18 protein-coding genes are annotated in these 21589 nt (G+C 67.6%); 5 read left to right on the top strand and 13 right to left on the bottom strand.

Annotated elements, in window-relative coordinates:
* Window positions 1–111: 111 nt before the first annotated feature.
* The 3 genes from hmgB to J7656_RS03395 all read right to left on the bottom strand — a co-directional run bounded on the left by hmgB (window position 112) and on the right by J7656_RS03395 (window position 3349).
* Window positions 112–1455, bottom strand: coding sequence for a hydroxymethylglutaryl-CoA synthase (hmgB, locus tag J7656_RS03405; RefSeq protein ID WP_211554090.1), 1344 nt, complete (start codon window positions 1453–1455; stop codon window positions 112–114).
* Between the two features lie 184 nt (window positions 1456–1639).
* The gene (locus J7656_RS03400) at window positions 1640–3058 is read right to left on the bottom strand and encodes a hypothetical protein (RefSeq protein ID WP_155118213.1); all 1419 of its coding nucleotides are present in this window, start codon (window positions 3056–3058) and stop codon (window positions 1640–1642) included.
* A gap of 96 nt (window positions 3059–3154) precedes the next feature.
* Window positions 3155–3349, bottom strand: a complete 195-nt coding sequence (locus J7656_RS03395; RefSeq protein ID WP_017343891.1) for a hypothetical protein — start codon at window positions 3347–3349, stop codon at window positions 3155–3157.
* A gap of 180 nt (window positions 3350–3529) precedes the next feature.
* Between J7656_RS03395 and J7656_RS03390 the strand changes: the two genes are divergently transcribed.
* Complete coding sequence (locus J7656_RS03390) at window positions 3530–4255, top strand: guanosine phosphorylase (protein WP_017343890.1); 726 nt, start codon at window positions 3530–3532, stop codon at window positions 4253–4255.
* A gap of 24 nt (window positions 4256–4279) precedes the next feature.
* On the opposite strand, the gene J7656_RS03385 is transcribed toward J7656_RS03390, so the two are convergent.
* On the bottom strand, window positions 4280–4726 hold the full coding sequence (locus tag J7656_RS03385) for a UPF0179 family protein (RefSeq protein ID WP_017343889.1): 447 nt from the start codon (window positions 4724–4726) through the stop codon (window positions 4280–4282).
* Between the two features lie 131 nt (window positions 4727–4857).
* Between J7656_RS03385 and tmcA the strand changes: the two genes are divergently transcribed.
* Window positions 4858–7137, top strand: coding sequence for a tRNA(Met) cytidine acetyltransferase TmcA (gene tmcA / locus J7656_RS03380; RefSeq protein ID WP_211554089.1), 2280 nt, complete (start codon window positions 4858–4860; stop codon window positions 7135–7137).
* Between the two features lie 526 nt (window positions 7138–7663).
* Here the strand turns inward: tmcA and J7656_RS03375 are convergent.
* Both J7656_RS03375 and J7656_RS03370 read right to left on the bottom strand, forming a co-directional pair.
* Window positions 7664–7993, bottom strand: coding sequence for a 4Fe-4S dicluster domain-containing protein (locus tag J7656_RS03375; protein ID WP_017343887.1), 330 nt, complete (start codon window positions 7991–7993; stop codon window positions 7664–7666).
* 96 nt (window positions 7994–8089) lie between these two features.
* On the bottom strand, window positions 8090–9862 hold the full coding sequence (locus tag J7656_RS03370) for a glutamate--tRNA ligase (RefSeq protein WP_211554088.1): 1773 nt from the start codon (window positions 9860–9862) through the stop codon (window positions 8090–8092).
* Window positions 9863–10363: 501 nt separating this feature from the next.
* Between J7656_RS03370 and J7656_RS03365 the strand changes: the two genes are divergently transcribed.
* Window positions 10364–10603, top strand: coding sequence for a hypothetical protein (locus J7656_RS03365; protein ID WP_017343885.1), 240 nt, complete (start codon window positions 10364–10366; stop codon window positions 10601–10603).
* A 2-nt stretch (window positions 10604–10605) separates the two neighbouring features.
* Here the strand turns inward: J7656_RS03365 and surE are convergent, their stop codons facing one another.
* Together surE and carA are read right to left on the bottom strand one after the other, a co-directional pair.
* Window positions 10606–11502, bottom strand: coding sequence for a 5'/3'-nucleotidase SurE (surE, locus tag J7656_RS03360; RefSeq protein ID WP_017343884.1), 897 nt, complete (start codon window positions 11500–11502; stop codon window positions 10606–10608).
* Window positions 11503–11682: 180 nt separating this feature from the next.
* Window positions 11683–12750 carry a glutamine-hydrolyzing carbamoyl-phosphate synthase small subunit gene (gene carA, locus J7656_RS03355; RefSeq protein WP_017343883.1) on the bottom strand — a complete coding sequence of 356 codons (1068 nt, stop codon included), beginning with the start codon at window positions 12748–12750 and terminating at the stop codon, window positions 11683–11685.
* A gap of 97 nt (window positions 12751–12847) precedes the next feature.
* Here carA and J7656_RS03350 point away from each other — a divergent pair, with 97 nt between their 5' ends.
* Window positions 12848–13261 (top strand): Lrp/AsnC family transcriptional regulator, encoded by a 414-nt coding sequence (locus tag J7656_RS03350; protein ID WP_211554087.1) that lies wholly within the window; start codon window positions 12848–12850, stop codon window positions 13259–13261.
* Window positions 13262–13372: 111 nt separating this feature from the next.
* Here the strand turns inward: J7656_RS03350 and J7656_RS03345 are convergent, their stop codons facing one another.
* The 5 genes from J7656_RS03345 to J7656_RS03325 form a co-directional block, all read right to left on the bottom strand.
* The gene (locus J7656_RS03345) at window positions 13373–16117 is read right to left on the bottom strand and encodes a TRAP transporter permease (protein WP_017343881.1); all 2745 of its coding nucleotides are present in this window, start codon (window positions 16115–16117) and stop codon (window positions 13373–13375) included.
* Entirely contained in the window at window positions 16114–16578 is a 465-nt protein-coding gene (locus tag J7656_RS03340) for a DUF1850 domain-containing protein (RefSeq protein ID WP_211554085.1), read from the bottom strand. The genes J7656_RS03345 and J7656_RS03340 overlap by 4 nt, the downstream gene beginning before the upstream one ends.
* Before the next feature lie 168 nt (window positions 16579–16746).
* Window positions 16747–17769: a TAXI family TRAP transporter solute-binding subunit gene (locus J7656_RS03335; RefSeq protein WP_211554083.1), complete on the bottom strand. Its 1023-nt coding sequence runs from the start codon at window positions 17767–17769 to the stop codon at window positions 16747–16749.
* Window positions 17770–18046: 277 nt separating this feature from the next.
* Window positions 18047–19309: an isocitrate dehydrogenase (NADP(+)) gene (icd, locus tag J7656_RS03330; RefSeq protein ID WP_017343878.1), complete on the bottom strand. Its 1263-nt coding sequence runs from the start codon at window positions 19307–19309 to the stop codon at window positions 18047–18049.
* A 96-nt stretch (window positions 19310–19405) separates the two neighbouring features.
* Entirely contained in the window at window positions 19406–20434 is a 1029-nt protein-coding gene (locus tag J7656_RS03325) for a glycosyltransferase family 2 protein (protein WP_211554081.1), read from the bottom strand.
* A gap of 149 nt (window positions 20435–20583) precedes the next feature.
* Here J7656_RS03325 and J7656_RS03320 point away from each other — a divergent pair, with 149 nt between their 5' ends.
* A complete protein-coding gene (locus J7656_RS03320) occupies window positions 20584–21510 on the top strand; it encodes an isoaspartyl peptidase/L-asparaginase (RefSeq protein WP_017343876.1) in 927 nt (308 codons plus the stop codon).
* Window positions 21511–21589 lie beyond the last annotated feature (79 nt).

Raw genomic sequence — 21589 nt, 5'->3', positions numbered from 1 at the left:
CGTTTAAAACCATCGTATCGCGTACGGCCCGTGTGAGCCGTTTTCACGGGGTTGCGGGCCGCTGCGGGCGACTCGCGGATCGGAGCGAGGCCGAGCGCGGGGGCCGCGCCGCTACTCGACGTACTCGTACTTCCGCTCGTTCATCCGCCCCCAGCCGGTGAAGACGAACTCCCCGTCCGGCTGGGTGAACTCCTCGATCTCGCGTTCGACGTCCATGTCGTACTCGTGGACGTCGTGGACGTCCTCGTACTCGTCCCACGTGAGGTCGTAGCGGGCGTCGAGCTGGGCGTCGATGTCGAGCCCCTCGATCTCCGCGCGCCACCCCTCGCGGATCGTCTCGGCGTGGATCTCGGCCTGCGCGCCGGAGCCGTAGGAGGCGACGAGCAGCGTGTCCCCGACGAACTCGCGGTCGCGCTTCAGCGCGTCGCGCAGGGCGCTCACGCGGGCGATGTGGACCGAGCTCGTGTACCAGTTGCCGACCTCGCGAGAGAGGCCGAGCGTCGGCTCGACGGCCGTGTCGTACCACGTCTGGTACTGTTCGGTCGTCTTCAGCTCGTCCATGTAGCCGCGGATCGCCTCCTCGTACGCCTCGCGGTCCTCGTACTCGTCCTCGCGGGGCTGGCGGCCGATCTCGTCGGCGAGCGCGTCCTCGTGGGGCGTGTCGCGGATGACGTGCCGGTAGGCTAAGAGTGCCGCCTTCCGGACCATCCCCGGGAACGGCGTGTGGAACGGTGCGTACGCGAAGTCCTCCAGTTCGATGTCGTCGGTTACGGACTCGTAGTCCTCTAGGGCCTCGCGCATCCGGGAGAGGTACACCTGGACCGACCGCTTCCCGTCGACGCTGGGGAACTGCTGGTTCGGCTTGAGGAAGTCCGTCTCGTCTTTCGAGCCGTACCCCTGATCGGTCGAGAGCTCGACGATGTCGGGCTCTTCGTCGATGAGCATCGCGACGGCGCCCGCGCCCTGCGTCGCCTCACCGGGGTCGCCGCGGGCGTACAGCGCCGTGTCCGTCGTGATGACGATCGCGGGGCGGTCGCGGTTCCGGCCCGCTCGGATCCAGTTGTACGCGTCGTCTATCGCCTGCGTGCCGGCGAGGCAGGCGAACTTGCGCTCCCCCTTGTTGGCGTGGGTGAAGTCGCCGTCGTACACCTGTTCGAGGCAGCCCGCGATGTACGTCGACACCGGCTTCGAGTGGTCGAACGCCGACTCGGTGGCGACGTCGATCCGGCCGACGTCCTCGGGTTCGAGCCCCTTGCGGTCCATCAGCCCCTTGGCGGCGTTCGCCCCCATCGTGACGATGTCCTCGTACACGTCCGGGAACGAGGAGTTGTTGAGCCCGAGCCCCTTCGTGTACTTCTCGGGGTCGTCGCCCTTCTCCGGCGCGAACGTGCCCGGCAGGTCGAGTTTGAGCTTCCCGGTCCAGATCTCGATGCCGTCGATCCCGACTGCGGTCATACACGGTCGTTCACGAGACTGGCATATGGCTTTGTCGATGAGTATTACGTCGATCGTGGAACCTAGTAGTAGAGTACTTAATTGATACGAGGGACGGCTTTTCTAAGAGTCAGGTATATGTGATTCATCGAATCTACTGAGTCAGAGCCTGGAAGATTGTAATAATATTATGTTCTATGACGTGTCAGGAAGTAGTACAGGTAAAGTCAGGCTTTATCAATTCTCCGTCATTACCGATGGTAGCGGTACAGGTTTCGGATCCGCCAGGTCCCTCTACGATAGCTGTTATATCACGGTTGCCAGGGCTTTTTCCAATAGAAACTGTACCCGAACGATCAGTACTCGTCGCGCTACCTGAATCAGTTTCAAACGTGACTGAGTCAAACTGACCGTCAATATTCCAGTCAAACGAAACAGACCGCTGGCTCCCACTGGCAGTTAGGGAACCAAATATTGGCGGGCTCGGGTTTACCGGAGCAATAACTTCGACAGAGATGTTATCGACATCATCACCAGACGCGGCGAATAATGTGACATTGCCTTCCTGTTTAGCGGTAATATTCGCGGTGAAGTTACCATCGACGCTCGTGGTAGTGGTGTTCTCTTGATTGAAAGATGCTACCGCGGGATTCGTAGTCGAAAAGTCGATAATAGCATTATCCAAGGGTTCGTCATTAGCGCTTATACTCCCGTTTAGTTGTACATCGCCTATTGGAACAGAATTTCGATCGTACCACTCAATATCAAATATTCGATTCTCGACAGCTTGATTATTCTCGTCATCACTGCTGCCATTCTTCGCGATTGAATCTGTTGGCTTCTCCTGAATTCCGACCGTGTCCACTACCAGTTCTTCGTGGGTCGTGTTCAGTGTTAAGTTGTGAACCCCATTACCGCCGGCGTCCGAGACACCGCCGTAGACCTTGTCCGGGATGTCAGCATTGTCCCAGTATTCCTCGCCGCTTAATCGTGTTGGAATCTTAATAGTGAGCTCACCTTCGGGAATCCTATCAGTGGAGTTTCGACTCGGACGAAGCTCAAGAGTCGTCTGTTGGGTTCCACTTCGCCGGAACTCGTTTTGGAGGGCAGTGATTCGAACCTCACCGTCATCATTTACAAGGTTTTGATCTTCGATAATCACGACTCTACCTCCCTCTTCGTTAGCATCAAGATACAGCACAGAGGCGTCGTACCACGTCGGCGGATGGTCAATTTCGTTGTACCTCGGTTGGTACTGGATGAATCGGGTCGTGATGTTGACGGTGTCGCCTGATTCGCTGTGAATACTGATGTTGTATGGACCCCTCGTCTGTATCGTCCCCGACGGTGCCGGCGGGTTAATCGCAAACAGCCGGGGAGGATAATCAGTTCCCAGTCGAACTGTCTCGTACTGTACCCGGTCAGTAGTGCCTGCCCGCAATATCCCTGCCCTGAGGTCAACGAGATCGTTGCGAACCTCTTCGAAATGCTGGAACTCTACCTCCGCGTTCTCTTGCGGGACGATCTGTACCTGATACAGCGAGAGCGCTAAGATTAGGAACCCGAACAGGATCACCGTCCCGACCACGACCGACTGGCCCCGACGGTCGCGACTGAATCGCATTGTACGGTGTCGACGCCGAGCGGATATAAAAGCCTCCGTCCGACCTCTCAGTCGCGATACTCGGGCAGGTCCGATCGGGACCGAAACCGAACAAGGTCAGTCGCCGCCAGCTCGTCGCTCCGTCAGCCACGCCGACGCGACGGCCACAGCGCCCGCGAAGCCACCGAGCAGCACCGCCTGCGTCCAGTTAAAATCGAGCAGCGCCCCAGCGACGAGCGTGACGAAGAGGAAGGCGACCGTGAGGGCGGCGATCGTCGAGCCAAGGTCGGCCGAGGCGTTCGCGTCGGACATACCCGAACCTTGCGCGTCCGGGCGATAAAACCGGCCGATCGGCAGAGCCACACGGACGAATTGGGACGCAGCCGCCGGGACGGTAAGCCCTTGATAAATCACATATCGCGATATTAAATTGCGCCGTCACCCCGCCCGCCGACCGGTCGGTTTTTGCGCGCGGCGACTGTCCCGGCTCGTATGGCGAAACAGCCGCACCTGCTGGTCGAGGAGGGCGACGTTCACGAGATCGCGGTCATCCCTGGCGACCCGGGGCGCGTCGACCGGATCGCGGACCTCTGTGACGACAGCGAGGTCGTCGCGCAGAACCGCGAGTACAAGATCGTGAACGCGAGCTACGAGGGAACCGACCTCACGATCTGCTCGACAGGAATCGGCTGCCCGTCCGCCGCGATCGCCGTCGAGGAGCTCTCGCGCGTCGGCGTCGAGACGTTCGTCCGCTGCGGCACCTGCGGGGCGCTCCAGCCCGACATGGAGGTCGGCGACATGGTCGTCGCGACGGGCGCGGCCAAGGAAGAGGGGACGAGCAAGCGGTACGAAGATGAAGTGTACCCCGCGGTCCCGGACTACGACGTGCTCACCGGGCTCGTCGGGGCGGCCGAGGACAACGACGAGGAGATCCACGTCGGCCCCATCGTCTCCGACGACGCGTTCTACAACGAGGACGACGAGTACGTCGCCGACTGGAACGACGCGAACCTGCTCGCGATCGAGATGGAGGCGGCGACGGTCTTCTCGCTCGCGCGACGCAAGGGGCTCGCGGCGGGCGCCATCTGCACCGTCGACGGCAACCTCGTCGCGGGCTCACAGAAGGGCGCGGACTCCGACGACGAGCTGCCGGAGAAGGCGAAGGACAACGTCGAGCGTGCGATCCGGATCACGCTGAACGCGATCACGTCGCTGTAGGCGGACGATCGATACGTCGAGTTCTCAGTCCTCCGCGCGGAACTCCACGAGCGTCAGGTCGCGGTCGAGCGCGCACGTCTCGTGGGGCGGCTCGCCGAGCACCTGATCGATGACACGCTCCTCGTCGAAGTCGGCGCCGTCGGGCACGCAGTAGCCGTGGCTCGGGCACTCGGTGTGCGGGCAGGGACCCGCGAGCGACGCCTTGCTCCCGGCGTACGCGCGCTTCGAGGGGACGTTCGCGGGGACCGACGCGGGCTCGACCTCGACCGCGCGGACGCCGGCGTCGTGGACGGCGCAGTCGAGCGTCTGCGCGTTCTCGCGGATCCCGGTCACCCGGTAGCGGGTGCCCTCGGAGAGGTTGAGGCACTGGCCGCGGTAGGGGCATCCCTCGCAGTCGGCCGATTCCCCCTCGTAGACGAACTCGCGACCCACGTCCGCGAGCCGGGTCCCGATGAGCGTGACCGTGGTCATGCCCGGAGTGACGCGCCGAGTGTCCGTAAGCCTCCCGCCTTCGCGGGCGCCACCGAGGCGACCCGGGAACGAGGACGACGGCGGCCCGGAGGGCAAGACACATGTCCGCGCCTCGGCAACGACGGGCGAAGATGATCGCGGGAGTCGCGCGCGACCTGCGCGCCGAGGCCGAGCGGGCGAACGAGCGACGCGTCCTCGTGCTCGCCGGCGACCGCGACCACGCGCTCGACGCCGCCTACGACGCGATCGAGTCGCTCGGGGTCGGCGACAGAGACGTGACGATGGTCTCGACACGCGAGGGGTTCCGATTCGATGAAACGCGCCCGCGGAACGCCGACGGGCTACTGGGGCGCACCCGCGAAGCGGTCGTCCTCGACTGCCACGAGCGGTTCGTCCCGAACGCGCTCGGCCGCGCGGTCGGCGCGGTCGACGGCGGCGGGCTGTTGATCCTTCTGACGCCCGCGCTCGACGAGTGGCCGGCAGTCCGCGACCGCTTCGACGACTCGCTGGCGGTGCCGCCCTTCGGCATCGACGACGTGACGGGCCGGTTCCGGAAGCGCCTCGTTTCGACGCTCCAGACGCACCCCGGAATCGCGGTCGTCGCGCTTGGGGACGAGGCGGGCGACCGCCTAGAGCGCGACGGACTCACCGGGGAGCGGACCGACCAGCGCGACGGGCCGGGCGAATCCGTCGACCCGCCGAGCGCACCGCCCGGCGCGACGTTTCCCGCGGCCGCGTACGGCGCCTGTCTCACGGCCGATCAGTCGCGGGCGCTGCGGGCGTTCGAGGGGCTCGCCGACCCCGGCTCGGCCGTCGTGGTCGAATCGGACCGCGGGCGCGGGAAATCGAGCGCGGCGGGGCTCGCGGCGGGGTCGCTCGCGCTCGGGGGACGCGACGTACTCGTCACCGCGCCCGCGTTCCGGAACGCGGCGGAGGTGTTCGCTCGGACGCGGGAGCTGATCGAAGCGGAAACGGACGGCGACGACGAGAGCGAGCACGACGACGGCGAGGTCGACGAGCGCGACCTCCGGACGCCGGCCGGCGGTCGCGTCCGCTTCCTGCCGCCCGCGGCCGCGGCGGAAGTCGCGGCCGAGGCGGACGCGGTCGTCGTCGACGAGGCGGCGGCACTCCCGGTGCGGCTGCTGGAGGGGTTCCTCGACGCGCCCGCGGTCGCGTTCTGTACGACGGTCCACGGCTACGAGGGGGCGGGCCGCGGGTTCGCGGTGCGCTTCCGCGAGCGACTGCTCGACTCGCACTTTTCGGTTCGCGACATCCGACTCGACGAGCCGATCCGATACGCGCGGAACGACCCCGTCGAGGCGTGGGCGTCGCGCGCGCTCCTGCTCGACGCCCGGCCCGCGGTCGACGCGGCCGTCTCCGGCGCGTCGGTCGACGACGCCGCCTACCGCGCGCTCGACCCGGAGGACCTGCTCGCGGACGAGACGCTGCTCGGCGAGGCGTTCGGGCTGCTCGTCGCCGCGCACTACCGGACCGAGCCGAACGACCTCGCGCGCTTGCTCGACGCGCCGAACCTCGTCGCGCGGGCACTCGTCGCGGACGGCCGCGTGGTCGCGGTCGCGCTCCTCGCGCGCGAGGGGGGACTCGACGCCGAGACGCGGCGCGGGATGTACGAGGGCGAGCGCGTCCGCGGCAACATGGTGCCGGACGTGCTCACGAGCCAGCTGCGCGATGAGGCCGCGGCTGAGCCGCGCGGGCTACGGACGGTCCGGATCGCGACCCACCACGCGCTCCGGGACGCGGGGTTCGGCTCGCGGCTGCTCGACGAGGTCCACGCGGAGTTCGGCGACGAGATGGACTACTTCTCGGTCGGCTACGGCGCGACGCCGCGCCTGCTCCGGTTCTGGCGCCGGGCGGGCTACCGCACCGTCCACCTCTCGACGAGCCGGAACGACGCGTCGGGCGAGTACTCCGCGATCATGCTCCGGCCGGAGACCGAGGCCGGTCAGGAGCTGCTCGACCGCCACGCGGTCGCCTTCCGGGACCGCGAGCGCGACGGGCTCTCGGACGCCCACCGCGACGTCGACCCGGACGTGGTCCGGGGCGCGCTCCGCGCCTGCTCCGCCCCGGTCCCGGTCGACCTCACCGAGACCGAGTGGCGCTCGGTCGTGGGCGCGTCGGTCGGCCCGGGGATGTACGACACCGCGCCCGGCGCGTTCCGGGACCTCGCGCTCGCGGCGCTGATCGAGGGGAGCGACCTCGACGACCGCGCGGAGCGCCTGCTCGTCCGGAAAGTGCTTCAGGGCCGGCCGTGGGAGGAGGTCGCCGAAGAGTTGGATTTCGTCTCGACGAGCGCGTGTATGCGCGCGCTCGGCGACGCCTTCGTCCCGATCGTGGAGCGGTACGGTACCGAGTTCGCGCGAAAGGAGCGGGAGCGGTTTATAAACGAGTGAACGAACCGGCGGCGACTATTTATAAATAGATCTGCGGCGGCGCGTGCCGGCGAGCGGCCGGAGCGAAGCGACGGCCGCGAGTCGCACGCGCGAGGGAGTCGGGCGCTCCGAGGGCGACCGAAGGGAGCCCGAAGGATGCGCCCGACGAGGCTGGGGAGGCGTGAGGTGCCGTGCGGAGCCGTGGGCGGGACGGGACTCAAAGGGGCAGCCGTGAGGCCGCCGTAGGCGACGTAAGCACTGGAGCGAGGGAGCGAACGGAGTGAGCGACCGAGTGAAGCGCGCAGCGAGCGTACGGCGGCCTCACGGCTGGGGCTTTGGAGGTGTTCACCGCCGATCCACAGCCAGCTGTTTATAAACGAGCGGCTGGGGCTTTGGAGGTGTTCACCGCCGATTCACAGTCAGCGGCTTATAACCGAGCGACTGGGGCTTTGAAGATGTTCACCGCCGATCCGCTGTCAACTATTTATAAAAGAACAACTCGGACGACGCAATCCGTCACCACACGACCAACAGCGACACCAACTATTTATAAGCGATTTTCGCGCCCGGGGTCGACGTCGATAGCATCGACCGGGCAGACGTCGACGCAGAGCATACAGTCGATACACTGGTCCTCGTCGGCCGGGTTCGCCTTGCGCTCGGACTCCGGGTGCCCCGGCGTCTCGACCCACTCGAACACGTCGACCGGGCAGTCCTCTAAACACGCGCCGTCCGCGAGACAGATGTCGAAGTCGACCGCGACGTGGGTGCCGCGGATCCCCTGTTTCTCCGGCGGTTCGACGGGGCCCCAGACGGCGACGCCGTCCTCCTCGCCGACCCGCTCGCGGTTCACTTCGAAGTTCGAGTCGATGGCCATCGTTGCCCTCGCTTCGCCGGTCGCGGGTTTAAACTCCCCGACGAACGGATTCGGTCGGTCGGCCGGAACGGACCCGGCCGGACCGAAGACGCAGAGCTACGGGTGCGCGTAGTACGCCAACAGGTCCTCGGCGCCGTCCGGGCCGTCCTCCTCGTCGGTCGCCTCGGGGTCGAGCGCGTCGATCCGGGCGAAGCCGACGCGCACGAACTGGACGACCGTGTCGGGGTCGACGTCCGCGAGCGCCGGCTCGGCGATCCCGCGCACGTCGCCGTCGACCGTCCGCAGGAGGGTGTCGAGCCCCTCGTCGGCGGGCGCCCAGTGGATCACGTCCACGTCGCCCTCGCGGACGATCTCGATGTCGGCGTCGAGGAAGGCCAGTTCGTCGCCCTCGTAGCGGACGGGGCCGTACCCCTTCAGCCAGACGCGCTCGCCCTCGGGCGGGAGGTCGCCGGACTCGACGACGACGCGGCCGGCGGGCACCTCGCGCTCGCCGCGGTCCGGGTGTTCGGGGTGAAATCGCGGGTGGCCCGCCTCGGGCGCGGCCGCGTCGCCGTCGACGACCGGCAGCTCGACGGCGGGGTCGTCCTCGCGGTCGCGGACGAAGAAGTAGCGGTTCGCGTCGTCGTCGACTAAGTCGCGGTTGTTCGCGTAGACGGACGACATCGCGAGGTCGACGTCGGAGGTGGACATCCCGAGTTCGGTCATCGAGTCGACGAGGGCCTGCCCCTGGATTCCGCGGCGGCGCATCGACCGGATCGTCGGCGCGCGCGGGTCGTCCCAGCCCGTCAGCTCGCCGTCCGCGATGAGGCCCTTGATCGTCGACGTCGACAGCTTCACGTCGTACTCGTCGACCTGAACGTGGCCCCAGTGGAGCACCTCGGGGTACTCCCAGTCGAAGTAGTCGTAGACGAACCGCTGGCGCTTCGCGGAGTCCTGGAGGTCGATGCCGCGGATGATGTGCGTGACGCCCGTGAGGTGGTCGTCGACGCCGGACTGGAAGTCGAGCATGGGCCAGCAGCGGTACTCTGCGGCCTCCTCGCGCGGGTGCGGCGTGTCGATCATCCGGAAGGCGACCCAGTCGCGCAGGGCGGGGTTCTTGTGTTCGATGTCGGTCTTCACCCGCAAGACCATCTCGCCGGAGCCGTACTCGCCGTCGACCATGGCCTCGAACTCCTCGCGGACCGTCTCGACGTCCTTCTCGCGGTGCGGGCAGGCCTCGCCCGCGTTCTTCAGCTCGGAGAACTCGTCGCCGGAACAGGAGCAGGTGTACGCGCCCCCGAGGTCGATCAGCTCGCGGGCGTGGTCGTAGTACGTCTCTAAGCGGTCCGACGCGCGGAGCACGCGGTCTGGCTCGAAGCCGAGGTACGCGATGTCCTCGAGGATGGCGTCGTACGCGTCGAGGTCGGGGCGCTTCGTCTCCGGGTCGGTGTCGTCGAACCGGCAGATGAACTCGCCGTCGTACCGCTCCTTGTACGTCCCGATGACGGCGGGCATCCGCGCGTGGCCGACGTGCCACGGGCCGTTCGGGTTCGGCGCGGCGCGCATCACGACCTCGCCGTCCTCGGCGTTCGGGAGGTCGGGAAGGACCCGGTCGTCCCCCTCCTCGTCCGCCTCCAGCTCCGCGAGCCGCTCGGGCGCGAGTTCGCCGAGCCGCTCCCGGCGTTCGGCCTCGTCCATCTCGCCGACCTCGTTAACGACCGGCGCGAGGACGCCCGGAATCTCGTCGCCGTGCGGGCGGAACTCGGGGTTCTCGCCCATGATCGGGCCCATGATCGCGCCCACGTCCGGGTCGCTGCCGTGCTTGAGCGCGTTGTAAAGCGCCGCGGCCTCGCCGGCCGCCGCGACGCGCTCGCGGAGTTCGTCGTCCATACCGCCGACTTGTCGGGGTCGGGTCAAAAACGCCGCGAAACGGTGGGGAGGGGCGAGTCCCGGCCTCGCCGCGTCGGCGAGGCGCCGCGGGCGACGCGAGCGGCAGCCGGTGAAACCGCGGCGCGCGACCACGGCCGCCGCGACGCGCCGCGGCGACGTTCGGGACGGCGGGTAGGGGCATCCGACACGAGCGCTCGGATCGGCTTAAACGACCCAGACCGTTCACGGCGGTAACGGTCCGCTACCGGCGTGAACTGTCGAGACGCTTTTCAAAGAGCGGAACCCAGTGGGTCGATTGGTCGTCGCGCGCCGACCTCTCGCGCCGGCCTCGTCGCGCGCCGGCCTCGTCGCGCGCCGGCCTCGTCGCGCGCCAGCCGTCACCGCGTGTCGGGGCGAAGAGCGCCGGAGACCCGAACGGGTTCGTCGCCTTGATAGTCGCCGGGCGCGTGGTGAGCGCATGAGCGTCGCGTCGGTGCCCGTCGGAACGCGAGGGGGAGCGCGGTGGTAGGACCCATCTCTGAGGCGGAGCGAGACGCCGGGAACCGGAAGATCAAGCTCGTGCTGCTCGCGATCGTCACGGCCTCGCCGCCGCTTATCGCCCTCCAGTTGGACCCGTCGCCGATACAGCTCCTGGCCGCGACCGGGGCCGGATTCGGCCTCGGCCTCGTCGTCGTGTGGTACCTCGGGCGGCTCGCGGCGGAGTTCGCCGGCAGCGGCCCCCGGCGTCGGCGACGGCGCTGAGGTCAGTCGGCGCCAGTCTCCGCGCCCCGGGCCGGCTCGACGAGGTCGCCCGCCTTCTCGCCCGCGACGGACCGAGAGCTCGACAGCGGGGAGATGCTCACCTCGCCCTCGACGGCCGCGCGGCGGTCGGAGCCGGGGTCGTCTTGGACGTTTCCGCGCAGGAATTCCCGCCAGAAGCGGTCGCGCAGCTCCATCCCCATCTCGCCGCGCCGCTCGCCGAACTCCCAGCCCTCGGGGACGTTCTCGTCCTCGGGCCCCTCCTCGCCCGGACGGAACTCGATCACGTCGAAGCCGCGCGCGGGCTCGGTCAGCCGGTAGGTGGGGTCCGCCGCCGCCTCGTCGTCCGCGGCCGGGACGTTGACGTTCAGCACGTCGGCGCCGAAGGGAAGTGCGAGCGGGCCGTCGCTCCTGTCCCGCTCCCCTCTCTCGGCGCGGTCGAGCAGGTCGGCGACGACTTCGCCGGCGACCGCGAAGTCGCCGTTGTCCAGCGTCGGCGGCACGGGGAGGTTGCCGCGGTCGTACAGCGAGACCGCGATCGCGGGCGTGCCGAGGAAGGAGGCCTCCATCGCGGCGCCGACCGTGCCGGACTGCCCGAGGATGTGCGCGCCGATGTTCGGCCCGTGGTTGCAGCCGGAGACGACGACGTCGGGGTCGAGCCCGAGCGCCACGTCCGCGACCGCGACGCAGTCCGCGGGGGTGCCCTCGACCGCGTAGCCGCGGTCCGTCTCGGTGTAGTCGACCGTCGTGTCCCACCACGAGCGCGCGCCGCCGACGCCGGACTGGTTCGTCGCGGGCGCGACGACCGTCACGTCGTAGTCGCGCGAGAGCGCGTCCGCGAGCGCCCGGATCCCGACGGCGTCGATCCCGTCGTCGTTGGTGAGCAGGATCTCGGTTGGCATGTGTCACCCTGCGGGGGGACGGGAGAAAACGTCGCCGGTCCGCGGCGAACGCGGAACGGACCCGAAGGGCGAAGGAGAAATGCAGCGGGAGGAACGTCGCGGGCGTCGACCGAGTGGTACTCCGTGTGGTCAGCGGAGGGTGCCGGAACCGGAAAAGCGGGAACTCGGTGCGCCGAGCGGTCAGTCAGCCGCGACTCGACGCGACGAGGTCGCCAGGTCGAGCACCTCGTCGAAGAAGCCGAGCGAGTCGTGCGGGCCGGGGTTCGCCTCGGGGTGGTACTGGCGGGTGATGACGTCCAGCTCCTCGCTGTCGAGGCCCTCGACGGTGTCGTCGTTGACGTTCACCTGCGTCACTTCGAGCGGGCCGGTGTCGGCGACCGTGTAGCCGTGGTTCTGGGTGGTCATCACGACCTTGTCGGTGCGGAGGTCCTTGACCGGCTGGTTGACGCCGCGGTGGCCGAACGCCATCTTCTCCGTCGAGCCGCCGAGCGCGCTCGTGATCACCTGTTGGCCGAGGCAGATCCCCGCGAGGGGGAGCTCGCCCGCGAACTCGTCGACGACTTCCTGGGCGGCGACGAAGTTCTCCGGGTCGCCCGGGCCGTTCGAGACGAACAGCACGTCGGGGTCGATGGCCGCCACGTCCTCTGGGGTCGCGTCGTACGGGAGAACGTGGACGTCCGCGCCGCGCTCGGTGAGCGAGGAGACGATCGAGCCCTTCGCGCCGCAGTCGAGCATCGCGACGTCGACGCCGACGCCGTCGGCGCTCTCGTGGACGGTCGGCTCGGCGACCGAGACCTGCGCGCCGATGTCGACGTGGTCGCTCATCGGCTTGCACGCCTCCATCTCTTCGACCGCATCCTCGGGGGTCGCGTCCGGGCCGGCGGCGATCCCGCAGGCCATCGCGCCCTCCTCGCGGACGGTGGTGACGATCTCGCGGGTGTCGACGTGGTCGACGGCCGGCACGCCCTCGCCGGCGAGCCAGTCGGCGACGTCGTCGGTCAGCTCGCGGGCGATCGCCGCGCGGGGCTGGACCGACTCGGACTCGAACCGCTCGCTTCGGACGCCGTAGTTCCCGATCAGGGGGTACGAGAAGGTGAGGATCTGTTCGGCGTAGGAGGGGTCAGTGAGCGACTCCTCGTAGCCGGTGTACGCGGTCGTGAACACCAGTTCGCCGCGGGTCCGCCCCGGCGAACGGGCGCGCGCTTCGAGCACGCGTCCGTCGGCCAGCGCGATGTAGGCGTCCGACATTACGAGAAACGTACGCGCAAAGGATAATAAATGCGTCGTTCGAAGGTTCGTTACGATATTCGTAACGGGTAAGGCGACGGGCGAGAGACGGACCGGTATGGACGACCTCGACCGACGGATCCTCTCGATCCTGCGACGGGACGCGCGGACCCCGTACACGGAGATCGCGGACCGGGTTGGGACCTCCGAGGGGACCGTGCGCAACCGCGTCGACCGGATGACCGACGAGGGCGTGATCGAGCGGTTCACGGTGACGACCCGCACCGGTAACGTGAAGGCGATGATCGAGATCTCGGTGGAGATGAACGTCAACACGGACGAAGTCGGCCAGCGGATGGTGGAGTGGGAAGAGGTGGACTTCGTCTGGCAGGTGTCGGGCGAAGAGGACGTCGTCCTCGTCGTCGACGCGGTCGACACGCGCGCGGTCAACGAACTGATCACGCAGGCCCGCGAGATGGACGAGGTCAAGTCGACGAAGACGCGGCTCATCCTCGACGAGCGGCTGGGGTGAGTTCAGCGGAAGTCCCCGGCTCCGTTCGCACGGAGACGCTGACGGTGCTGGCTCGCCGTCGAAGCGGCCGAACCGGCCGTCCGAAAGTCCGGGGCAGACCGAGAGCGCCGCTCAGGTCGACTCGGACCCGGCGGCGGCTTCGGCCGATCTCGTCGTCCTGTCGGTTCCCGGCGGTTCGTCGCCCTCGCTGTCGAACGCTCGCCGGTTCCGAAGCGTGAACAGCACGAACAACACGAGCCCGACACCGCGCAGCGTCACGTCAAGCAGGAGCGCGTTGACGGAGACGGTCACGTCGACGAGCGCGAGCATGTCGAAGACGGACGTAGAGAGCATCCCCGGCGCCATCAACAGGAGGGAGCTGAGCGCGAACGCGATTCGACCGAACCGGTCGACCCGAGTGTACAGCGTTCCGATGATGGTGGCGCCGAGGGCGACCACGCCGAGGAAGACGCCGACGACGGGGACGAGGATCTCGGGCACCGAGTACGACAGCTCCGCGAGGTCGGAGAAGTTGACCACACGGTATCGGTCGCGGAGCGGTAGATCGGCGGCGTTCGCCTTCTCACGTAGCAGGACGATCCCCGGCGCGAGCACGAACGCGAAGGGAACGATCGCCTTGTTCAGCGACAGCGAGAACGCCTTCACTCCGGTCTCGAACGGGTCCGACTTTGCGACGCCGCTCGCGGCGTACGCCGCCACGGCCACCGGCGGCGTGATGTCGGCGATGACGCCGAAGTAGAGGATGAACAGGTGTGCGGCCAGCTCCGGGATACCGAACTCGACGAGCGGCGTCGCCAGCATCGAGATGAGGATGATGTAGGTGACCGTCGTCGGCATCCCCATTCCGAGGATGATGCTCGCGACGGCCGTCACGAGCAGCATGACGACGATCGACCCGCCGGAGAGCGCCAAGAGGAGGGAGGTGAGGTTCGGGCCGAGCCCGGAGACGCTGATGACGCCGGGGATGATCCCGGCGGCCGCGACCGCGATGACGACCGGAACGGCCGTTCGAGCGCCCTCCTCCATCGACTTGACGACGAACGTCCCGACCCGGAACAGCTGGTTGTCACCGAGGTCTCGGCCGGCTCGATCGCCGGCCGATTCGGCCGCGTTCTGGACGGTGGGATTGAGGTCGAGCACCTTGGACTGGACGTCCGAGTACACGAGCATCGTCACCGTGCCGGCGAGCATCGCGTACCAACCGATCCGCGGGCCGACTATCGAGAACGCCTCCGCGATCGGGATCCCCGCGCCGGCGTTACCACCCACCAGACCGCTCACCGGAACGCCCGCCACGACGTAGCTCGCTAGCTCGACGCCGAAGAGGACCGCGATCGAACTGAGGAGGAACGCGCGGGTCTCCTCGCTGTACGCCGCGAGAAACGTGATAAGTGACACCAGCGCCACGAGCGTGAACCACGCGGAGCGAGACACCGAGAGTCGCGCACCGATGAGGTAGTAGAGGAGGAGCACGATCGGCACGAGGTAGAACCACCCGCGCGCCAGGTGTGTCCCGAGTGACTCGGACTCCGCGTCTTCGATCCCCCCGATACCTTCCTGAACCGCCTTGAGGTGGACCATCACCCAGACGCCGAAGAAGAAGACGATAGCGGGGATGGTCGCGAGGATGATGATCTCCCGGAACGGCGTGGCGGTGTACTGGACCATGAGGAACGCCGCCGCCCCCATCACCGGCGGGAGGATCTGTCCGCCGGAGGACGCCGAGGCCTCGACCGCGCCGGAGAACTCGGGCGAGTATCCCGATCGCTTCATGAGCGGTATCGTGAACGCGCCCGTGGTGACCGTGTTCGCGATCGACGAGCCCGAGATGGTCCCCATGAAGCCGCTCGCGAGGATGCTCGCCTTCGCGGGGCCACCCTTTCGGTGACCGGTGACGGCATACGCGAGGTCGATGAACCACTGGCCCGCACCGCTCATCTCCAGGAACGACCCGAACAGGATGAAGATGTAGATGAAGCTAACGGAGACGGTTACCGGAATACCGAACACCCCGTTTTCGGTGTTGTACCAGAGGTTCTGAACGATGTCCGGCCAGGTGAGCTCCGGGATCGCGAGCAGTCCGAGGAACGGCGTGCTACTGCTTATCAGGTACCCCCACCGGGCGTAGACGATGAAGCTGGCGACGATGAGCATGAGCGGGAGCCCGAGCGTCCGTCGAGTGGCTTCGAGCACCAGAAGGACGCCGAGAACACCCAGAATCATCGCGTACGAGTACTCGCTGATGAACGGGATCCCGCCCAGAATCGGCTCGAGGAACGGGTAGACACCGGTGACCGGTCGGCCGCCTTCGAGGCCGAAAAAGCGCATGTCCTGAATCTCCGCGAACTCCGTCAGGAAGTAGAACGCGGAGAGCCCGGACGCGATCATACAGAGCACGTCGAAGGGGGTGACGCGGCTCCGATTGGGATCCAAAAACGCCCAGCGGAACGCTCCTCGAATCCGATTGACCGCTGTCGCGAGCGGGCCGTCGGAACCGAACGCGTCCTCGACGCCGTCGGCAAGGCGTCCCAAATTCTGCGAGACGAACCCGTCGCCCATGCTCGCGGGGAACATCAGGAACGTGAGCACGAGCGCGAACGCGACGTGGATCGCGTTAGCCTGTAGCAGCTGTAACGAGACCTGAAAGTCCTCGACGAACGGGAGGGGAACCACGAACGTGAAGCTCCGCGCCGCGAGCACCAGCTGGAACAGGGAAAAAGAGATTCCGATCACGGCGACGGCAAGGGCGGCGAGCCCGTGTAACGACCGCCGGCGCTCGATCTCGTCGATGATCTCGTCGGCCTCCTCTCTGGAAATCTCCTCGCCTTCGCCGGGTTGTGTGGTATTCGTGCTCATTGGAATACGTCCGTTAGCGTCCGGTGCTCGACGCGAATGCGAACGTCGGTGGCGTTCGTCTCCGCAACCAAGTCATACTGCTGATCCTCGACGATCAGGGAGTGGTTCGCGATCCGGCCGGGTGAGACCGAAAGCGTTTCGAGCGTCATGATCGGTCCCGGCGGATCGTATACGAAGGTACCGTTAACGTTCGTTACGTTTACGCCCGACGGGAGCCCCCAGCCGTACGATTGGAACTCCATACGTGTGTTCACGAGGGTGTCCCCCTCGACACGATACTCGTCGTACACGGGGGTCTTCTCGACGCTGTGGGTGTACTCCAGCGCGACCGTACTTCCGTTGTCGACGGGCTGTGTGATGTAGTGTTCTCCCGTGTCGATGTCCTCGACGACGAGCACCTGGCCAGTCGGAGCAGCGAGGGCGACGCCGGCGAGCGCCACGACCAGCGCGAGCGCTACCACCGCCAGCGCCGGAGCCAGCCGGAATCGTGAGGGTATGTGACGTGTTACCACGTGTGGTTGTTGAGTGTGGAGTGAGTGTTGTGGTATCGAGCAGGGTGTGGGTGCGCCGCGTCTCGATCACGAGACGCGAGCGCGAACGGTGTGTCAGTGTGCGTCGATCGGCGCCGATCAGGCGTCGAAGTACGCCGCCGCACCCTCGTGGAGTTCGATCGACATCCCGTCCTGTGCGCTGTCGACGGTGATGAACTCCGTCTTGATCGACAGTTCGTCGAGGTTGTCGAAGATGGCCGCAGTCACCGATTCGACGGTGTCGGCGGGCACGCCCGAGTTCGTAGCGATCATCGCCTGCACCGCGACGGTCTCAACGGCCTCGTCGACGCCGGTGTACGTCCCGGCGGGGATCGTGTCGTCGGCGAACCACGAGGCGGCGTCCTTGACGGCCGCACGGTTCTCGCCCGTGATGGGAACGATGTTGACGTCGTTCGTGTTCGCGAGGTCTTCAATCGCGCCGACCGGCCAGCCGCCAACGACGAATGCCGCGTCGATGTCGCCGTTTGCGAGCTGTTCGGACGCCTGCGAGAAGCCGGCGTTTTGTTCGTTGTAGTCGGTGATCCCGACGGCTTCGAGAATCTGATTCGCGTTGACCTGTGTCCCGGAGCCGAGGTCCCCAGTATTGATCGTCGCGCCGCTGAGGTCGCCCAGAGTCTCGATTCCAGAGTCTGCCAGGGTGACGACCGTGATCGTTTCGGGGTACAGCGTCGCGACGCCCTGGAGGTTCTCGATCGCGTTGTCTTGGAACGTATCGATGCCGGTCCCGTTCTTCGCGAAGTACGCGATGTCGTTCTGGATGAGCGCGAAGTCCGCGGACTCGTCCGCGAGACTCCCGACGTTCTCGACACTCGCGCCCGTCGACTGGACGTTCAGCGAGAAGTCCGTGTTCGCCTCGACGATAGTCTTGATCTCGTTCGAGAGCGGGTAGTACGTGCCACCGGTACCGCCGGCGTGCCAGCTCAGGCGCGTCTCGGTGTCGCCACCGTCGCTTCCGTCGCCGCCGTCTCCACCGTCGCTTCCGTCGCCGCCGTCTCCACCGTCGCTTCCGTCGCCGCCGTTTCCGCTACAGCCGGCCAGTGCGACCACGCCAGCGAGACCGGTCGCTTCGAGGAATCTACGTCGTGTTCGGTGTGAAGTCATACAGCATCCGGTTCTGGATCCGACTATATATAACTAAGGATGTCATAGGTACACGGTTGTGAATACATGAATCTGTAGCGGTGTCTTCTACGCAGTTCGGTTTGTAATTTGTGGCTATTGTGACTGCGAATTTTCGAAGATAGCGCAGCCGATCGAAACTCGGGCCGCCCAAGCGGCCCGTTCGCTATCTTAGATAACGCCCGAGACTGGAGCGGCGCTCGACGGGAGCGTTTCGATGCCGATAAAACCGAAAATTCCGCGCGGTTCGAACCCTCGCTTACGCCAGCTCGTCGATCTTCTCGACGACGGCGTCCGCGAACTCGCTGGTCGCGAGCTTCTCGCCGCCCTCGATCTGCCGGTGGAGGTCGTAGGTGACCTTCCCGGAGGCGATCGTCTCCTCGACGGCGTCGCGCACGAGGTCCGCGGCGTCGTCCCAGCCGAGGTAATCGAGCATCTCGCGGCCCGAGAGGATCATCGCGGTGGGGTTCACCTTGTCCTCGCCGGCGTACTTGGGCGCGGAGCCGTGGACCGGCTCGGCGAGACAGCGGCCGTGGCCGCGGTTGATGCCGGGCGCGATGCCGAGGCCGCCGATCTGCGCGCCGGCGGCGTCGGACATGTAGTCGCCGTTGAGGTTCATCGTCGCGATGACGGAGTACTCGTCGGTGCGGGTCAGTAGCTGCTGGAGCATGTTGTCCGCGATGCGGTCGTTGACGACGACGGTGCCCTCGGGCTGTTCGCCGTCGTGTTCGTCCCACAGCTCGTCTTCGGTGATCACGTCCTCGCCGTACTCCTCCTCGGCGACCTCGTAGCCCCAGTCACGGAACGCGCCCTCAGTGAACTTCATGATGTTCCCCTTGTGGACGAGGGTGACCGAGTCGCGGTCGTTGGCGAGCGCGTAGTCGATCGCCTCGCGGACGAGCCGCTTCGAGCCGAACTCAGAGATGGGCTTGACGCCGAGCCCGACCGGACCGTCGTGGATGACGTCGGCGATCTCCATGTCGTCTTCGAGGAAGTCGCGTACCTTCTCGGCGCCCTCGGTGCCGGCCTCCCACTCGACGCCGGCGTAGACGTCCTCCGTGTTCTCACGGAAGGTGATCATGTCCATCTTCTCGGGACTTTTCACGGGTGACGGAACGCCCTCGATGTAGTAGGTCGGGCGGACGTTCGCGTAGAGGTCGAGCGTCTTCCGGAGCGCGACGTTCAGCGAGCGGAAGCCGGCGCCGACCGGCGTCGTCAGCGGGCCCTTGATCGCGACGCGGTGGTCGCGGATGGCCGAGACGGTGTCGTCGGGGAGGTTCTCGTCGTACTTCTCGCGGGCGGACGAGCCGGCGTAGACGCGCATCCACGCGATGGATCGGCCCGTCGCCTCGGCGGCGGCGTCGAGTACCTGCTGCGCGGCCGGCCCGACGTCGGTGCCGATCCCGTCGCCGTGGATGATCGGGATGATCGGATTCGAAGGAACGTTCAGCTCGCCGGTCTCCTCGTCGGCGAGCGTGATAGCTTCGCCGTCGTCGGGGACGTCGACCTTATCGTAGCTCATGAACGTTCGTGGATTCAGTTGGGCCCCTAAAGTGCCTGCCGTTTTCGGCGTGAGCGTCGCGCTCGCAGCGTTTGCCGGTTCTACCTCCGGTCTGCGTCAGACCGGTTCGACCTCGACGTCGAACATCGACCGCCAGCGGTAGCGCCGCCCGCCCCAGACGAACGTCCGACGCGCGAGCGCGTACGCCATCAGCGGCGGGGCGATCAGCACCCCGGGCGCCGCGAGCAGGAACGTCGCGCGGTCGATTCCGAACCGGGCGTACGCGGCCCCCGCGAGCGCCGTGACGAGTGCCACGCCCGCGACCGGCGCGAGCAGACAGAGCGCGGCCATGACGACGCCGAAGACGGCGTTGAACGCGGTCGCGGTCGGGGCGTGGTACCGGGTGATCGTGAAGAATCGGACGAACCGCTCCAGCGACCCCCGGAGCGAGCCGCCGGCCTCGACGTACCGCGTGCGGTCCGCCGCCGAGACGTCGAGGTGTTCGGTGAGCGTCCCGTCGTCGCTGACGGTCCGCCGGAGGTCCCGCCGGAACGCCGCCTCCCCGTCGCGGAGGTCGTCGCGCTCGAAGATCACCGCGCCGCCCCACGCGACGCCGGCCGCGAACACCGCGAGCGTCCCGCCGATCACGTACGCCGGCTCGAACAGCCGGGCGAGCGGGTCGAGCCCGACGAACACCGGGACCTCCGTGGTCGGTCCCCGGCGGTCGTAGTCGGCGTCGAGCGTCGCCAGCCAGTCGGACGGGTGATGAAAGTCGTCGTCCGTCCACGCGATCCGGTCGTTTTCGGCCGCCTCCATCCCGGCCGCGATGGCGTTCGCCTTCCCGGAGCAGCCCTCCGGCTCTCCCGCGACCACGATCCGGACCCGCTCCGGGAGGTCGCCGCGTCGGTCCGCGACGGGGTCGTCCGCGGAGTCGCAGATCACGAGCAGTTCGTCGGCCGCGGGGTCGGCGCCGTCGGCGTCGCGGTCACCGTCGCCCTCACCGCCCTCCCAGTCGCCGCCGAACGCCTCGGGACCGCGGAGCTGCGCCGCCACCTCGTCGCAGGCGTCGGTCCAGCGGACGGTCGGGAGCAGGACCGACACCGGCGTCGGGCCCGTCGACGCCGAGCTCGGTTCCGAATCGGTCACGCCGTGCGGTTCGGGCGGCCGATTGATAAACGGGGGCGGTCGAACCGCGGGCCCGTTCGTCGCCTCCCCGGCGTCGTCGGTCGTCACGATGCCCCCGACTCTCCCGCCGCCTTCCGGGCGCTTATGTGGCCGCCGCGGGAGCCTCCGGTATGCGAGTCATCGTCCACGGCGGCGCCGGCGGCGCGCCGGACGACCCGGAGCCCAGACAGGCGGTCCTCGACGACGCGGCAGCGCGCGGCGCCGACGCCACGTCACCGCTTGACGCGGTCGAGTCCGCGGTCGGCGTCCTCGAGTCGGACCCCCGGTTCAACGCGGGCGTCGGCGGCGCGGTCCAGTCGGACGGCGTCGTCCGCACCGACGCCGGCGTGATGACCTCCGACCGCGAGGTCGGCGCGGCCTGCTCGATGCCGGGCGTTGAGCACGCGGCGCGCGTCGCCCGCGTGGTTCACTCCGAGACGCCGCACGTCTTCGTCTCCGGCGAACACGCGGTCGATCTCGCCGCCGATTTCGGCGTCGAGACCGGCGTCGACCTGCTCACCGACGAGAAACACGAGCGCTACGAGGCCGAGGACCCGCCGCGGGGGTCGCCCCGCGAACACCTCGACTGGCTCGAATCGCGGTTCGGCTCGGGCGACGACCAGGCGGGGGAGACGTCCGACGACGGTGCCGAGGAGGGCGACGGCGGGAAAAACGGCGCCCCCGACCACGACACGGTCGGCGCGGTGGCGACCGACGGGGAGTCGTTCGCGGCGGTCACCTCGACGGGCGGCCGGTCGTTCGCACTTGCCGGGCGCGTCGGCGACGTGCCGCAGGTCGGGTCGGGGTTCTTCTGTACCGAGGCCGGCGGCGCGAGCGCGACGGGCGCCGGCGAGGACATCGCGCGCGTCACGCTCTCGCGGCGCGCCGTCGACTTCCTCGACGAGGGGCTCGACGCCCAGGGCGCGGCGGACCGGGCGATCGAGGAGTTCGAGGCGATCACGGGGTCCGGCGCCGGCGTGATCGTCCTCGGCGACGAGGGCGCCGGGAGCGCGTTCAACACCGAGGGGATGCAGACGAGCGTGGCGCTCGCCGAGTGAGGCGGGCCGTCGGGCGCGGCCCGGCCGGTCGCCGTCCGCGGAGGCGAGGATACAAATCCGGGGGTCGCCTTGCGCCGGT

The organism is Halorubrum ruber (assembly GCF_018228765.1).
GTDB classification, from domain to species: Archaea; Halobacteriota; Halobacteria; order Halobacteriales; family Haloferacaceae; genus Halorubrum; species Halorubrum ruber.
This window is presented reverse-complemented; position numbering and strand designations above follow the sequence as displayed.

Bases quoted from the DNA above. Each gene is read 5' to 3' on its own strand.
- hmgB (WP_211554090.1), bottom strand. From the start codon at position 1,455: ATGACCGCAGTCGGGATCGACGGCATCGAGATCTGGACCGGGAAGCTC.
- J7656_RS03400 (WP_155118213.1), bottom strand. From the start codon at position 3,058: ATGCGATTCAGTCGCGACCGTCGGGGCCAGTCGGTCGTGGTCGGGACG.
- J7656_RS03395 (WP_017343891.1), bottom strand. From the start codon at position 3,349: ATGTCCGACGCGAACGCCTCGGCCGACCTTGGCTCGACGATCGCCGCC.
- J7656_RS03390 (WP_017343890.1), top strand. From the start codon at position 3,530: ATGGCGAAACAGCCGCACCTGCTGGTCGAGGAGGGCGACGTTCACGAG.
- J7656_RS03385 (WP_017343889.1), bottom strand. From the start codon at position 4,726: ATGACCACGGTCACGCTCATCGGGACCCGGCTCGCGGACGTGGGTCGC.
- tmcA (WP_211554089.1), top strand. From the start codon at position 4,858: ATGATCGCGGGAGTCGCGCGCGACCTGCGCGCCGAGGCCGAGCGGGCG.
- J7656_RS03375 (WP_017343887.1), bottom strand. From the start codon at position 7,993: ATGGCCATCGACTCGAACTTCGAAGTGAACCGCGAGCGGGTCGGCGAG.
- J7656_RS03370 (WP_211554088.1), bottom strand. From the start codon at position 9,862: ATGGACGACGAACTCCGCGAGCGCGTCGCGGCGGCCGGCGAGGCCGCG.
- surE (WP_017343884.1), bottom strand. From the start codon at position 11,502: ATGCCAACCGAGATCCTGCTCACCAACGACGACGGGATCGACGCCGTC.
- carA (WP_017343883.1), bottom strand. From the start codon at position 12,750: ATGTCGGACGCCTACATCGCGCTGGCCGACGGACGCGTGCTCGAAGCG.
- J7656_RS03350 (WP_211554087.1), top strand. From the start codon at position 12,848: ATGGACGACCTCGACCGACGGATCCTCTCGATCCTGCGACGGGACGCG.
- J7656_RS03345 (WP_017343881.1), bottom strand. From the start codon at position 16,117: ATGAGCACGAATACCACACAACCCGGCGAAGGCGAGGAGATTTCCAGA.
- J7656_RS03335 (WP_211554083.1), bottom strand. From the start codon at position 17,769: ATGACTTCACACCGAACACGACGTAGATTCCTCGAAGCGACCGGTCTC.
- icd (WP_017343878.1), bottom strand. From the start codon at position 19,309: ATGAGCTACGATAAGGTCGACGTCCCCGACGACGGCGAAGCTATCACG.
- J7656_RS03320 (WP_017343876.1), top strand. From the start codon at position 20,584: ATGCGAGTCATCGTCCACGGCGGCGCCGGCGGCGCGCCGGACGACCCG.